Here is a 14849-nt window from a genome sequence, read left to right on the forward strand (position 1 = left end):
CTTTGATTTTTCTGTCTTATCTTATCTCAAGCCCACCTGAGATAATTTATTCTGATATTTGTTTTGATCGACCAGCAAGCCCAAACCTCCATAAACATCATAGGCATCTACCCAGTCACCCAGTTCTGGAATCGTCAATTTTTCAATACCATTTTGAGCTCCGTCTAGGAAAGACAAGCCATTTGTTAACAGGAAGGTATAAGGAACATTCGTTGAGGTCATTGCGAATACCTTGCCAAGTGCCTCTGAGCCTGTAAAGAGCTTGGTTGGATCTTTGATTTGCTGAAGAAGGGCTGTCAGTACTTGTTGCTGTCTTTTGGTACGGCCGTAATCCGCCTCATCATCATCACGGAAGCGAGCATAGTTGAGCAAGGTTGAACCGTTCATCTGCTGTTTCCCAACTTTGATAGTCTGGGTTGGAGATTCAGTCTCAGTAGCGTGTAAATCATCCCCTACTGTAGCTTCTGTTAATGGGCGCCCATTCAATGTTGAAAATTGAGCATCAATTGTCACCCCTTCAGGGAAAAGTGTATCAATCGCTGTTGCAAAGGCCTGAAAATCGACCAAGGCATAGTACTTAATGTCCAAATCAAAATTATCTTTCAAGACTTGGCGAACCATTTCTGCCCCTTTTTGCCCCTCTTGTTCTCCTAACTCATAGGCTACGTTTAACTTGTTATCCGTCTGTTTTCTACCGTTAATGACTTGGCTGTAACCGTCTATATAAACCAAATTGTCACGCATGAAACTGACTAGCTTCATTTTCTTATCCGAACCTCCGACATTTAGTACCATAATAGAGTCCGTCCGCGTCTCAGCACTGTTTTGACCGATTCGACCATCTGTACCCATGATCAAAATATTAACTCCATCTCTGGTATCTTGACCGTTAAAGACTTCTACTTGAGCTGCTCGGGCATTGGCAGTTTTATCTGGATTAGCATTGGTATAACCTTTTAAGAACATAAAAATCATACCCAATGCTAGACAAGCTAAGATAGCCAGTAAACCTGCGAAAATGCGGCCCCACCGTAGCTTCCGCTTTTTAGTTTTTTTCTTTGGAAGAGAATTGATCTTCTGGTATCTCTCAGAACGACTACGGCTATTATAAGAAGGAATCGAAGTGTTAGCACTTGTCTTTCTAAAATCCTCTGTCAATTCCTGACTTTCTGAGAGAGCGTCACTACTTGCCTTATTTAATTTGTCTTGCAAGTAAGCAAACTCTTTTTTCTCTCGCTCATTGAGGTAGTGAATATTCTTAAGTAGATAGTCATAACGCAACTGCTCGTGATGGCTTAAGGGATTTTCTTTACTCATCTTCTCTCCTTTCCATGGTCTGATATTGGATAAATAGGATAGGCACCCAGAACTTTATACTGGATTCCAATCGCTTCTAATTCTTTTTGGGCAAAATGGACAAGTTCCTTATCAGTATAGTCCACATCGATAATGAAAAAGTATTCGCCCAACGCTGTCTTGAGTGGACGACTTTCAATTTTTGTCAGGTCAATTCCTCTCCAAGCAAAGGTCGAAAGAGCCTTATAAAGTGCACCTGGAAGGTTGTCAGGTAAGGTCAAGGCCAAACTCATTTTCTCAGTTTGTGCTTGCAAGGGAATAGCTACACCTTCAGCTCCCAGAACCCAGAAACGTGTGAAATTAGCTTCCATTTCCTGAATATCCTCAGCAATCAGTTCCAAGCCATATTCTTCGGCAGAACTTCTAGGTGCAATGGCTGCATAAGGCTGGTCAGGATGTTCAGAAATAAAGCGGGCCGCATAAGCTGTACTGGCTGTCACCTCAATTTGGGCCTTTGGATACTGTTCATCGATGAATTTCTTTCCTTGAGCCAAGGCCTGTGGGTGAGAAAAAATCTTTTCAATCTTAGTGTGACCTGGAACCACCATCAACTGCTGATGAATGGGCTGAACGATTTCTGCTACTGCTTGGATGCGAGCCTGATGAAAAAGGTAGTCCAAGGTTTCATGAACACTACCCTCGATAGAATTTTCAACTGGCACCACAGAATAGTCCACCAAGCCTTGCTCATAGGCCTTAATGACATCTGTAATATTGGCAAAGGCCTGCAATTCCTCATGAGGAAAAGCTGTCTGCACAACGTGATGTGAAAATGATCCCTTGGGACCTAGATAAGCAATTTTCATCTCAGTTCCTCTATAATTTCCTCTGGGCTTAGCTTGGTCACATCCAAAACCCGACTGGCTACTTCCTCATACCAAGCCTGTCGTTCTTGGAAAATAGCTGCTAATCCTTCCTTGCTATTATTTAGAAAAAGCGGACGCTGATTATCCTTATCAGCTGCAATACGTTGGTAGAGGGTTTCAAAATCAGCTTTCAGATAGATATTATCAGAATTGTTTTTGAGTAAGTCGCGATTTTTCTGAGAAATGACTACTCCTCCACCAGTCGACACAACTCGGTCCGTTTTTAGTAAGTCTGTTAAAACTTCTGACTCCACCCGTCGAAAGGCCGCTTCTCCCTTTTCCGAGAAAAATTCTGCAATAGACATGCCTAAGCGCTTCTCTATCAGAGCATCCATATCAAGGTAATTAGAGTCCAAGCCTCTTGCAATAGTCGATTTTCCAGCCCCCATAAAGCCTAATAACACCTTAGCCATGAATCAAGCTCTCCAAATCATCAAAGAAACTAGGATAGCTGGTATTGATGGCTTCTGCACGATCAAGCTCCACCTCTCCATCAGCAACCAAGAGGGCCGCAATAGCCGTCATCATGCCGATACGATGGTCTCCAAAAGTATTGACTCTAGCACCGTGAAGGGCTGATTTTCCTTTGATAATCATTCCATCTGCCGTCGGAGTAATATCTGCTCCCATACTATTTAAAGCGTCTGCCACCACCTGAATGCGATCTGTTTCCTTGACCTTGAGCTCCTCAGCATCCTTGATAACTGTTACACCTTGGGCCTGGGTCGCCAGAAGAGCGATAATTGGCAATTCATCAATCAAGCGTGGAATCAAAGCGCCACCAATCTCTGTTCCTTTGAGGTCAGAAGACTCAACAGTCAAGGTTGCAGATTTAGCGACTGGGTCAATTTCAGTAACTTCTAATTTTCCACCCATGGTGCGAATGACATCAATGATACCTGTACGCGTTTCGTTGATGCCCACATTCTGCAGCACTACACGAGAATTTGGAACAATCAAACCTGCGACCAACCAAAAGGCTGCACTGGAAATATCTCCTGGAACAACCACCTTTTGTCCTGTCAATTTTTGTGGCCCTTGGACTGTGATTTTCTTACCGTCCACACTTAAATGACCACCAAATTGTTGCAACATATCTTCAGTATGATTACGGGTGCATTCTTTTTCGATAATAACAGACTCCCCCTGAGCCTGCAAGGCCGCAAACATCAAGGCTGACTTGACTTGGGCAGAGGCAATCGGCAACTCATACTGAATAGGTGTTAAATTTTTAGTCCCCTTTAAATGAAGGGGAGGCAGGTCTCGCTCAGTTTGTCCTGAAATACTAACGCCCATTTTTTTCAGTGGAATCGTCACACGATCCATAGGACGTTTGGAAAGACTATCATCTCCAAACATTTCTACTTCAAAGTCTGCACCAGCAAGAACACCTGAAATCAGACGAATCGAGGTTCCAGAATTTCCCATATCAAGGGCATTTTGCGGAGCTTTTAAGCCATCCATGCCTACACCTTGAATAGTAATAATCCCATCTTTGTCCTCAATTTCAACACCAAGGTCACGAAAAACCTGCATGGTCGAAAGAACGTCTTCACCTCGCAGAATATCATAAACCTTGGTCTCACCCTCAGCTAAACTTCCAAAGATAATAGAACGGTGACTGATAGACTTGTCACCTGGGACGCGGATACTGCCGTGTAAGTGGCGAATGTTTGTTTTTAGTTTCATACTGGACCTCATACTTGCAATACTTTTACCTATTTTATCATAAAAAGCCAGAAATTCCTTAAAAATTTCTGACTTTATGATAGTTATTTTCTTATTTTAGCAATTCTGAAACTGGTTCGAAAACAATTTTTTCAATGTCAGAAAGGTAAATTGCCAATTGTTGTTGCTTAGTAAAGAATTCTGATAAGAGGCTATTCCCTTGAATCCGCTTGCCAAAGCCTTCCATTTTCGCTTGAAAGGAAGCGTCTGGCATTTGACCTGTCTGTGCCAGTCTTTGAATTTCCTCTTGGAAAGCAACATATTCTGTAAAAATTTTGCTTGCCTCAGCATCTGCTGAAATAGCATCTTTAGCTGCTTTGACAGCCTTGTATTCTGGCAATTCGCGTAGACCGCGACTGAGTTCATTTGCACTATCGTAAATATTTGACATAATTTTCTCCTTATTTGATGACGACTGTGTAGTCGGTATTTTCTGTTATGAGGTACTCGGCTCGTTCCAAGTCTTGAGCATTTTTAAATGAAATTTGTAGGATCCCGTGAATATCCTCACGGTTTTCCTCATTGATGTGAATATTAACCAAGGAAGTTCCACGTAGCAATTCCAAGATTCGTAAAATAACGTCTTCTTCATCGGGAACGTCAACATAGAGGTCGTAAGAGCTATCCACACCACCACGCTTATGGATTTCCATGGCCTGACGTTGCTCACGCGCTTGGTTGAAAAAGTTCCAAATCTGCTCCTCATCTCCCTTGCTGATGGCTTGACCAATCTCTTCCAAACGCTCCTTGAAATCCGCAATCCGCTCTAGGATAGTCTCACGATTGGACAAGAGAATGGAGGTCCACATCCCTGGCTCGCTTTCCGCAATCCGAGTCATATCTCGAAAACCACCGGCCGCAAAGCGCCTTGCCATCTCATGTTCTTGAGCATAGACCGCGGTCTGTTCCATGAGACTAGAAGCCAGAATATGAGGAAAATGGCTAATCTGAGAAGTGACACGATCATGCTCCTTGGCATCAATTTCGATAAAACGAGCATGAAGACCTGAAAGCAGATCCCTCATTTCCTCAAGCGTGTCCTGACTTGTCAGCCTCGAAGGTGTGAAGATATAATAGGCGTTTTCAAAAAGATTGACATCCGCAGAAGCAGCCCCTGTCTTGTGACTACCAGCCATGGGATGGGCCCCGACAAAGCGAACAGACTTGCCAGCCAAATACTGCTCCGCCGCATCCACAATGGCTGACTTGGTCGAACCAGCATCTGAAATAATGACGCCTTCTTTCAAATCCAAGTTAGCCAACTCCTTAATGAAAGCAATAGTTTGTTTGATTGGCAAGCTGAGAATGATGATATCCGCAAGAGGAGCAAAACTGGCAAAATCATCTGTTGCACGGTCAATCATGCCTTCTTTCAAAGCAATATCTCTCGAAGCTTGACTGCGATTATAACCTAAAATTTCATAATCTGGATGATCACGTTTGATACCAAGTGCCATAGAGGCACCAATCAAACCAAGACCTGCGATATAGATTGTTTTTGCCATAGGAACTCCTTAATAGTTCTTTGTATAGTCTCGGTGTTTGGCTATCGCTTCTTTTAATTCCTCTAGATTGTCTGATGAGAATTTTTCGAGGATTTCTTGTGCCAGAACCGTAGCCACAACAGCTTCCATAACCACTCCTGCAGCTGGAAGAGCGGTCGGATCACTTCTCTCCACGGTTGCCTTATAAGGTTCGTGGGTTTCGATATCCACACTCATAAGAGGCTTATAAAGAGTAGGAATAGGTTTCATGACGCCACGAACAACGATAGGTTGCCCATTAGTCATGCCACCTTCGAAACCGCCTAAATTATTGGTACGGCGGGTATAACCGTCTTCTTTAGACCAGAGAATTTCATCCATGACCTGGCTACCTTTACGGTAACCAGCTTCAAAGCCGAGACCAAATTCCACCCCTTTAAAAGCATTGATAGAAACAACGGCTTGGGCCAATCGCGCATCCAATTTTCTGTCCCATTGGACATAGGAACCAAGACCAACTGGAACACCTCCAACGACTGTCTCCACAACCCCACCGATGGTATCACCGTCACGTTTAATTTGGTCAATATAATCCTTGATTTCCTGTTCTCTTTCTTGGTTGACAATAGAAACTTCAGACTGGGCAGCTCGTTCCTTAATCTCAGCGACTGTTAAATTTTCAGGAACATCGATTTCCTTACCACCAAAGACCACGACATGGTTGGCAATCTCCATATCCAGTTCAGCCAAGAGGCGTTTGGCTACTGCGCCAACTGCCACCCGCATGGTGGTTTCACGGGCAGATGAACGCTCCAAAGAATTTCTCAAATCGTCAAAACGGTACTTGATCCCCCCAACCAAGTCGGCGTGTCCTGGGCGAGGATGGGTGATTTTTCGTTTGCTTTTCAGGCGCTCTTCAATGTCCTCCGCAGACATGATGTCCAGCCATTTTTGGTGGTCCTTATTGATAACATCCATGGTAATAGGAGCCCCAGTCGTCTTCCCATGGCGAACACCCGAAGTAAAGACAACCTGGTCACTCTCAATCTTCATACGGCCACCACGACCGTAACCACCCTGACGGCGTTTAAGGTCCTCATTGATATCCTCTGCTGTCAAAGGTAGCCCAGCTGGAATTCCTTCAATGATAGCCGTCAGACGGGGGCCGTGTGATTCTCCTGCAGTTAAATATCTCATACACTCTCCTTATTTTACCAAGTAGTCTTTCATCTCTTCCAGAGAAACTGGGTGAATAGTCGCTGAACCAAGCTCTGGTACCAAGACCAATTTCAAGGTATTACCACGCGCTTTCTTGTCATGTGTCAAAGCCTGATAAAGCTTGTTAACATCCCAGTTTTCATAATCAACAGGCAAGCCAAATTTCTGACACATATCTGTAATGGACTGAGTTATGCCAGCTGGCATAAGGCCTTTTTCCTCAGCAACCTTGGAAATCTGTACCATCCCCATGGCTACAGCTTCTCCATGCATGACTTTTCCATAACCGGCAGTTGCTTCAATGGCATGGCCAATAGTATGGCCAAAATTGAGGTAAAGGCGAACACCATTGTCCAACTCATCCTCAACTACCATCTTGCGCTTGACCTGACAAGAATGTTCAATCAAAGTCTCTGCATATTCCAGAATGCTCTCAACAGAACCATCTAGCTCCGTCAAAATTTTCCACAGTTCTGGATCCTCAATCAAGCCATACTTGATGACCTCACCCATTCCTTCAATCAACTCTCTCTTTCCGAGCGTTTCAAGGACAAGCGGATCAATCAGAACCCCGTCTGGCTGGGCAAAGGTCCCCACCATATTCTTAGCAAATGGAGTATTGACGCCCGTCTTTCCACCGATTGAAGAATCCACCTGGGCAGTCAAACTAGTCGGAATCTGAACAAAGTGAATGCCCCGCATATAGGTAGAGGCTACAAAACCAGCCAAGTCCCCAACGACACCGCCACCAAGAGCCACGATTCCATCGCTACGAGTCAGACCTTGCTTGACTAAAAATTCATAGACTTTCTGGACAGTGGTTAAATTCTTTCTTTCTTCGCCTTCTAAAAAGTCAAAAACAGCTACCTGAAAACCAGCATCTTCTAGGCTGAGTTTGAGCTTCTCTGCATAGAGAGAGGCTACATGGTTATCTGTCACAATGACCACTTTTTGTGGTTGCCAGAGTTCTCGCAACCATTGACCAGCCTGAGCCAGACAGCCTTTTTCAATCTGAATATCATAAGGATGATGAGGAATATCGATTCTGATTTTCATAGGAGAATCTCCCTTTCTTTATTGGTATTTTTCTGTTAAGGACTGCCAAATCTCTTCCGTCGGCATTTCTTTTCCTGTCCACAGTTGAAAAGCTTCTGCAGCTTGATAGAGTAACATACCCAGACCATTGACGGCTGGATTGCCCTGCCTCCTAGCCCATTTCAAAAATGGCGTCTCAAAGGGTTGGTAAATAATATCTGCTACTAAGAGAGTTGCTGGTAAGACTATGCTTTCAGGAACTGGAGATGATTGACCATCCATCCCTACACTTGTCGCATTGACAAGTAAATCCGACTCAGCAATCCTTACTTGCAGTTCAGGAACATCTTCTAAAGCATACAAGTCAACTTTAAAGCCTGTCTGCTCCTGTAACTTGTCTAGATAAGGTCTTGTTTTTTCCATGGATACTGAACGAACAAAAACTGAAATCTGGCTAACACCATCCAAAATAGCCTGCGCCAGAATGGACTTGGCTGCACCACCTGCACCCAGTAAGGTCATCTTCTTACCTGTAATTGTAAAAGAAGGCAAGCTCTTAAAAAATCCCTTGCCATCTGTATTATATCCAATTAAATTGCCATTCTCATTGACAACCGTATTAACCGCACCGATCAAGCGCGCTTCGTCACTCAGCTCATCCAAATAAGGAATCACCTGCTCCTTATAGGGCATGGATAGGTTGATGCCAAACATCTGGTAGCGACGAATATTGACCACTGTTTCTGCCAAGTCACTCGCTTCAATCTCCCAAGCCACATAAGCACCATTGGTAGCTGTCGCCTCAAAGGCGCTGTTGTGAATAAAGGGGGAAATAGAATGCTTAATAGGATTGGCAACAACGGCAGCTAAACGTGTATAGCCATCAAGCTTCATCCAAAATCTCCCTGATTTTTTTCATGTTGGCTAGTGAAATCTGACCAGGGGCACTAGCCTCATCCAGACTAGCAAAGGACCAGCTAGAACCAGTCACATCTGCAGTGATACGAGAGACCTTGCCCACCTTGCCCATAGAAATGGTCACATATTCCTGCTCAGGATTGAGAGTTTTAAAGCCTCGTGTATAGTTCATCAAGTCTAGCACATCCTGCTCCGTGTGAGCCATCACCGCAACCTTAACAAGTTTTGGATTTAAGCTCGTCAACTCTGACAAGATTTCCATCATGTTTTCAGGTGTTTCTTGGAAATTATGGTAACTCAAAACGAGATTTGGGAAGTCCAGCATTTCCTCAAAAACATCCTTGTAGCTGTAGTACTCAAAATCAATATAGTCTGGCTGATAGAGTTGCGCCACTTCCTTGATGAGATGGATATATTCTTCTGGAGAAAGGTCGATTTCTCCCCCTTCAGAGCGAGTTCGCAGAGTGAAAACCAACTCACGGCCTGCGAATTTTTCAAAAATAGCTGGAGCCACCTGCAAAATCGCTTCCTTAGGCAGATAGTCGGCACGCCATTCAATGATGTCGGCATCCAGGTACCTCGTGGCGTCCAAAGCCTGGGCCTCCTCTAAACTTCTTGGCATTACTGAAACGATTAATTTCATTTACTAACCTTCATACTAATCACCTTGAGGTAATTACTACTTTCATCTTTTTTATTATAGGCAAAATCTGCTGGAAGACCGTATTTATTTAAAATCTGGTAACTTCTTCCTGCAAAGCCTTTATCAATTTGTTCTGTAAATTTCTGACGGGATACATTGGCAGCATTGGTACTAGCAATGATAATCCCTCCAGGATTTAAAATCTCAAGACTCTGGGAAATCAACTTGTGATAATCCTTAGCCACAGAGAACGTTTGTTTTTTGTTCCGAGCGAAACTAGGCGGATCTAGGACAATCACATCGTAGGTCAAGTCTTTTCGCTTGGCATACTTGAAATATTCAAAGACATCCATGACTATAAAACGGTGGTCGTCTGTACTGATTCCATTTGTCTGAAAATGCGCTTGAGACAATTCTCGTGAACGTTTAGCTAGGTCAACCGAAGTAGTCTGGCTTGCTCCTCCCATAGCTGCAGCTACTGAAAAGGCGGCTGTATAAGAAAACATATTGAGTAAAGATTTCCCCATAGCCAATCCGTCAACCAAGCTCCCGCGAACTTCATGCTGGTCTAGGAAAATCCCTGTCATCAAGCCATCGTTCATAAAGACTTGATACAGAACACCATTTTCCAGAACAGTGAAAAAGTCAGGTGCTTCTTGACCATAAACATGGGCTGATTCATAGTCCAAACCCTTAAAGCGGATCTTCTCATAGGCCCCTAACACCTCAGGAAAAACCTGTCTAAAAGCTTCTGAGATAACCTTGCGAATCTGATAAACATAAGAGTTATACCAAGAAAAGACAGCATAGTCGCCATAAAGGTCCACTGTCAGACCGCCAAAGCCATCTCCCTCTTGGTTAAAGAGACGAAAGGCAGTTGTCAAATCATCTTGATAGTAGGCTTTCCTCTTTTCTTTAGCTTGTCTAAAGAGTGTTTCAAAGAAAGCTTGATTAAAGGTGATCTTGTCTTTACTGATAAACCAACCCAAACCCTTGTTTTGCTGAGAAAGGTAGGCAGTTCCAAGAAAGGTGCCTTCTTGACGATAGACTTCTACTTCCTGATCCTTAAGATTGACATTTTCAAGATCACTGGCTTCTAGTAAAACTAACCCCTTAGCGAGCTTCTTTTCAACCCTTTTGCTAACTCTTATTCTATTCATAACTACCATTATATCAAACTTTTAGACAATTCTCAAAAAAGAAACTACCCTTGCTTTTTTACTCTTCTTTTAAAAAATGGTATACTAATACTAATAAAAAATTAGGAAGTAAATGTGTGAAAAGCAATTTTAACAAAATCCAAAAAGCCATCGGTACCAGACTGGGTTTTGTCCTAACCCTTTTAATCCTATATTGGTTCAAAACCTTATTAGCCTATGCCGTTGACTTTAATTTAGATATTCAAGTGGGCAAGTTGCAGGGAAATTACCTTGCCTTTATCGCCTTTTTCAACCCCCTTCCTTTGGGACTCCTCCTGCTAGCTCTAGCCCTCTATGCTCGGTCAACCAAGATCTTTTATGGTCTGAGTATAGCTATTTATAGCCTTTTATTCATTTGGCTCTATTCTAATGTCTTTTACTATCGAGAATTTAGCGACTTTATCACGGCTAATACCATGAAAGTGGTCAACAAGGTGTCTGTTGGTACTGCGGAACTAGAGTTACTGCGCTTTTGGGATTTCATCTATTTTATGGATTTCCCATTGCTGGCTTTCCTTTTCTATAAAAAATTCATCCAGCTGGATAGGAGACTCTTCAAATTCCGCTCCAGTGTTGCTATCACTGCTCTCTCAGCCCTGCTCTTTTCTGCTAATCTTTTCTTGGCTGAAATTGAACGTCCCGATCTCCTATCGCGAGGATTTTCTAATTATTATGTTGTCCGCGCCCTTAGTTTGCCAGCCTTTTTAGGTTATAGCGCCAACCAATCCTACAGTGCAAACAAGGAACGTGCCAAGGCCTCTGAGACTGATCTTCAACCTATTACAGATTATATTCAAGAACATTCTGCTAAGCCCAATCCAGACTATTTTAGCTTGGCCAAAGGAAAAAATGTGATTTATCTCCACTTGGAGAGCTTCCAACAGTTCCTGCTTGACTATAAACTCAACCTAGATGGAACTGAGCATGAAGTCACTCCCTTCCTTAACTCCCTCTACCATTCGCAAGCAACCCTAGCCTTTTCGAATATCTTTAACCAAGTCAAGGCTGGTAAGACCTCAGATGCGGAAACCATGCTGGAGACTGGTTTGTTTGGACTTGACCAAGGTTCCTTTATGGTCAATTACGGTGGTACCAATACCCAGCAAGCAGCGCCTTTTATCCTATCAAAAAACGGCTATCAATCGAGTGCCGTCTTTCACGGTAATATCGGGACCTTCTGGAATCGAAATACGACCTACAAACAATGGGGCTACCAATACTTCTTTGATGCTTCCTATTTTACCAAACAAGACAGTAGCAATTCTTTCCAATATGGTTTAAATGATAAAATCATGATGAAAGATTCTATCCAGTATCTAGAGCACTTACAGCAGCCTTTTTATGCCAAGTATATCACGGTGTCCAATCACTATCCCTATGCTAGCAATCTGACAGGCGATGAGCTTGGTTTCCCACTGGCTAAAACCAAAGATGAAACGATCAATGGCTACTTCCAAACCGCCAACTATCTGGATAGTGCTATCAAGGCCTTCTTTGACTATCTCAAAGAAAGTGGCCTCTATGAAAAATCCATCATCGTCATCTACGGAGACCATTATGGAATTTCTAACTCCCGCAATCCTGAGCTGGCACCCTTGATTGGAAAGACTTCTGAGAACTGGTCGAATTACGACAATGCCATGTTGCAACGAGTGCCTTTTATGGTGGTCATGCCTGGCTATGAAAAAGGACAAATCATCAATACCTACGGTGGACAAATCGATATCTTACCGACTCTCGAACACCTCCTTGGTATTGAGTCCAATTCCTTCCTTCAAGTTGGACAAAACCTCCTATCACCAGACCATCAAGAAATCGTTGCCTTTCGAACTGCAAATTCCTTCGTCACACCTAAATACACCAGTTATGACGGACGAACCTACTATACTGAAAGCGGTCTTGAAATCAGTAATCTTGATGAACAAGCTCAGACTGAACTAGAAATTGTTCGTCAAGCAGCTAGTCAACAGCTAAAAATCAGCGACCAGATTCAAACTGGCGATTTGATACGTTTCTACCAAAAAGATCATCTTGGAACAGTTGATACAGAAAGCATTTCTTACCTCAATTCCTTACCAATTCTTCAAAAGATTGAGCAGGAAAAAGGTAGTCAATCAACCAGTCTCTTTAGCCAACGAAAAGGTAAGACCAGTACTGACCTTTTCAAGGCACCAAGTTACCAAGAACTCCACCCAGAGTCGGTAGAAACCGAATCAAAATCACAATAAAAATGCTCTTCCGTCTTGGAGGAGCATTTCTTTTTATCAATGAAAATCAAAGAACAAACTAGGAAACTAGCCTCAGGTCAACTCTGAGATTGTAGGTAGAGAGGTTGTAACTGCAATATATGTCTGTCAAGTTTAGTGACGTAGATAGTAGAAGATAAATCAGCTTTAGTAGATATCTGGAAAATTTGATTTTATAGAAAAGCCTTTTGTTACAAATTCAATATACTATCAATAAATAATATTATAGAAGCAACAATAATTATAATTTCACCTATCTGCATAATTCTATTTCGAAATCTAAATATATGTTCTGTCAAAAATACTTGGATCACACACATTATAGGAATTAACGTTTTCGAAATTGAAAAATATCCCAATAAATAAACTATAAACAACAAAAATAGAACTATATTATATTTCTTATTCAAAACATTCCTCCCTATATTTTTTTGATTACCAACCTTAATCATTTACAACTACATTATAACAAACTAGGAAAGCCTTGTTAACAAATATTGCCATTTTTTAAAATTTTTTGTGATTCTAATGTGATAAACTACTTCGATATTGATTTTAGATGACTTTTCGTCTATACTTATGGGTGAACACAATGTGATACTTACAGTGCCACTTTGTGTGCGATAAACTATGAACCTTTTGTGCTATATTTTTCTTCTGTCGCTTTACAATTGGCTTGAACACCTTTATTGTATCGCGTTTGGAGTTTTTTTGGTATAACCTTCGACGCAAAAGTCACATAATTAAAAAAGTTGGAGCTCAGTACTCCAACGATTACTATTAAAATGTTTGGCGTTTTGCTTTACGCTCGGCACGACCGCGAGCACGATTTTCGGCACGCTTGGTCTTGCGGCGCTTTTCATCAACTGCCCATTGAATTTTTTTCTTATAACCCGGTTTGACTTTTTTCTTTTTCTTTTTAACCAAACCAATCATTTCGATATCTAGCTTATCTTGTTTTTTCTCACGGTTTGCACGACGATCACGGTCATAGGTATCTTGGAATTCTCCATCTTTTACCATCTTCGGAGTAAACTTGATTCCTAATTTCTCCAACTCACGGATATCTGAGTCATCACTTGGCTGATAAAGGGTAATAGCTGTACCTGGTAGGCCATTGCGTCCGGTACGACCAACACGGTGCACGAAGAAGGATAAGTCTTGCGGAATAGCATCATTGATGACATGGCTGACACCTTCAATGTCAATCCCACGCGCTGCCAAATCTGTTGCGACAATGTACTCAAAATCCAAATTTTTAACCTGATTCATGATACGTTTACGCTCACGAGGGGCAATATCCCCATGGATTTTTGCCACCTTCAAGCCTTGAGCAGTCAGATAGGAATGCAATTCATCAGCACGCGTTTTAGTGTTAACAAAAATCATTGCCAAATACGGTTGCATCAACTGAGTCAACTGGTAAATTTGAGCATTCTTATCTCGGCCCTTGGTCGAAATCAACCAATTATCAATGGTATCAGAAATGACCGTTTTGGTCTTGATTTTCTCCATAACAGGATTTGACAAGTATTTTTTCAAGAATGGTTGCAACTTTTGTGGGATAGTCGCTGAGAAGACCATGAATTGCAAGTCTTTTGGAAGGCTGCCAGCAATCTTATCAACAGTTTCTAAGAATCCCATATCCAAGGTCATGTCTGCCTCATCGACAACAAAGGTCTTAGCCTTGTGAATAGCCAGGTCACCGGATTTAACCAAGTCATAGATGCGACCTGGCGTTCCGATAACAATATGAGGCTGATTGCTTGCCAGTTTCTCAATCTGGCGAGCCTTATCCGTACCACCCACATAATTAACCACACGAACTTCGACATCTGAGTAGGCAGCAATCTGACGAGCTGCTTGATAAATTTGAGTAGCTAATTCACGACTCGGTGCAGTAATGACTGCTTGTACACTATCGCTAGCTTCATCTAATTGCTGGAAAATCGGCAACAAGAAAGTATGAGTCTTACCCGAACCTGTTTTTGATTCACCGACTAGGTCACGACCTGCCAAAACAATCGGAATCAACTTATCTTGCACCTCTGTAGGAGTTGTAAATTTTAACTCCTCCAAGGCTTCTCTAATATAGTTTTTAAATTGAAATTTCGTAAATGACATAATATCCTCGATTCTATCTATCTTACCAATTA

14 protein-coding genes and 1 pseudogene are annotated in these 14849 nt (G+C 42.3%); 1 reads left to right on the forward strand and 14 read right to left on the reverse strand.

Features of this window, described 5'->3' with window-relative positions:
• Positions 1–21: 21 nt before the first annotated feature.
• The 11 genes from B7695_RS04010 to B7695_RS04060 form a co-directional block, all read right to left on the reverse strand.
• Positions 22–1317, reverse strand: a complete 1296-nt coding sequence (locus B7695_RS04010) for an LCP family protein (RefSeq protein WP_084889850.1) — start codon at positions 1315–1317, stop codon at positions 22–24.
• Positions 1314–2162 carry a prephenate dehydratase gene (gene pheA / locus B7695_RS04015; protein ID WP_084889853.1) on the reverse strand — a complete coding sequence of 283 codons (849 nt, stop codon included), beginning with the start codon at positions 2160–2162 and terminating at the stop codon, positions 1314–1316. The genes B7695_RS04010 and pheA overlap by 4 nt, the downstream gene beginning before the upstream one ends.
• Positions 2159–2635: a shikimate kinase gene (locus B7695_RS04020; protein WP_084889855.1), complete on the reverse strand. Its 477-nt coding sequence runs from the start codon at positions 2633–2635 to the stop codon at positions 2159–2161. The genes pheA and B7695_RS04020 overlap by 4 nt, the downstream gene beginning before the upstream one ends.
• Positions 2628–3911 (reverse strand): 3-phosphoshikimate 1-carboxyvinyltransferase, encoded by a 1284-nt coding sequence (gene aroA / locus B7695_RS04025; RefSeq protein WP_084889857.1) that lies wholly within the window; start codon positions 3909–3911, stop codon positions 2628–2630. The genes B7695_RS04020 and aroA overlap by 8 nt, the downstream gene beginning before the upstream one ends.
• Positions 3912–4002: 91 nt before the next feature.
• Positions 4003–4341 (reverse strand): YlbF/YmcA family competence regulator, encoded by a 339-nt coding sequence (locus B7695_RS04030; protein ID WP_084889859.1) that lies wholly within the window; start codon positions 4339–4341, stop codon positions 4003–4005.
• Between the two features lie 10 nt (positions 4342–4351).
• A complete protein-coding gene (locus B7695_RS04035; protein WP_084889860.1) occupies positions 4352–5455 on the reverse strand; it encodes a prephenate dehydrogenase in 1104 nt (367 codons plus the stop codon).
• 9 nt (positions 5456–5464) lie between these two features.
• Positions 5465–6631, reverse strand: coding sequence for a chorismate synthase (gene aroC, locus B7695_RS04040; RefSeq protein WP_084889862.1), 1167 nt, complete (start codon positions 6629–6631; stop codon positions 5465–5467).
• A 9-nt stretch (positions 6632–6640) separates the two neighbouring features.
• Positions 6641–7708, reverse strand: coding sequence for a 3-dehydroquinate synthase (aroB, locus tag B7695_RS04045; RefSeq protein ID WP_084889864.1), 1068 nt, complete (start codon positions 7706–7708; stop codon positions 6641–6643).
• 18 nt (positions 7709–7726) lie between these two features.
• The gene (locus B7695_RS04050; protein WP_084889866.1) at positions 7727–8581 is read right to left on the reverse strand and encodes a shikimate dehydrogenase; all 855 of its coding nucleotides are present in this window, start codon (positions 8579–8581) and stop codon (positions 7727–7729) included.
• Positions 8571–9248 (reverse strand): type I 3-dehydroquinate dehydratase, encoded by a 678-nt coding sequence (aroD, locus tag B7695_RS04055; RefSeq protein WP_000767765.1) that lies wholly within the window; start codon positions 9246–9248, stop codon positions 8571–8573. Before aroD ends, B7695_RS04050 begins: the two co-directional genes overlap by 11 nt.
• On the reverse strand, positions 9245–10408 hold the full coding sequence (locus tag B7695_RS04060; protein WP_192855727.1) for a class I SAM-dependent rRNA methyltransferase: 1164 nt from the start codon (positions 10406–10408) through the stop codon (positions 9245–9247). Before B7695_RS04060 ends, aroD begins: the two co-directional genes overlap by 4 nt.
• 116 nt (positions 10409–10524) lie before the next feature.
• Here B7695_RS04060 and B7695_RS04065 point away from each other — a divergent pair, with 116 nt between their 5' ends.
• A complete protein-coding gene (locus B7695_RS04065; RefSeq protein ID WP_084889870.1) occupies positions 10525–12675 on the forward strand; it encodes an LTA synthase family protein in 2151 nt (716 codons plus the stop codon).
• A gap of 209 nt (positions 12676–12884) precedes the next feature.
• Here the strand turns inward: B7695_RS04065 and B7695_RS11720 are convergent, their stop codons facing one another.
• The 3 genes and pseudogenes from B7695_RS11720 to B7695_RS04080 form a co-directional block, all read right to left on the reverse strand.
• Positions 12885–13145 (reverse strand): hypothetical protein, encoded by a 261-nt coding sequence (locus B7695_RS11720; protein ID WP_084889872.1) that lies wholly within the window; start codon positions 13143–13145, stop codon positions 12885–12887.
• 106 nt (positions 13146–13251) lie between these two features.
• A pseudogene (locus B7695_RS11270) lies at positions 13252–13341 on the reverse strand (IS200/IS605 family transposase); the annotation flags it as partial.
• A gap of 132 nt (positions 13342–13473) precedes the next feature.
• Entirely contained in the window at positions 13474–14817 is a 1344-nt protein-coding gene (locus tag B7695_RS04080) for a DEAD/DEAH box helicase (RefSeq protein ID WP_084889874.1), read from the reverse strand.
• Between the last annotated feature and the right edge of the window lie 32 nt (positions 14818–14849).

Source organism: Streptococcus mitis, from assembly GCF_002096845.1.
Classification (GTDB): domain Bacteria; phylum Bacillota; class Bacilli; order Lactobacillales; family Streptococcaceae; genus Streptococcus; species Streptococcus mitis_A.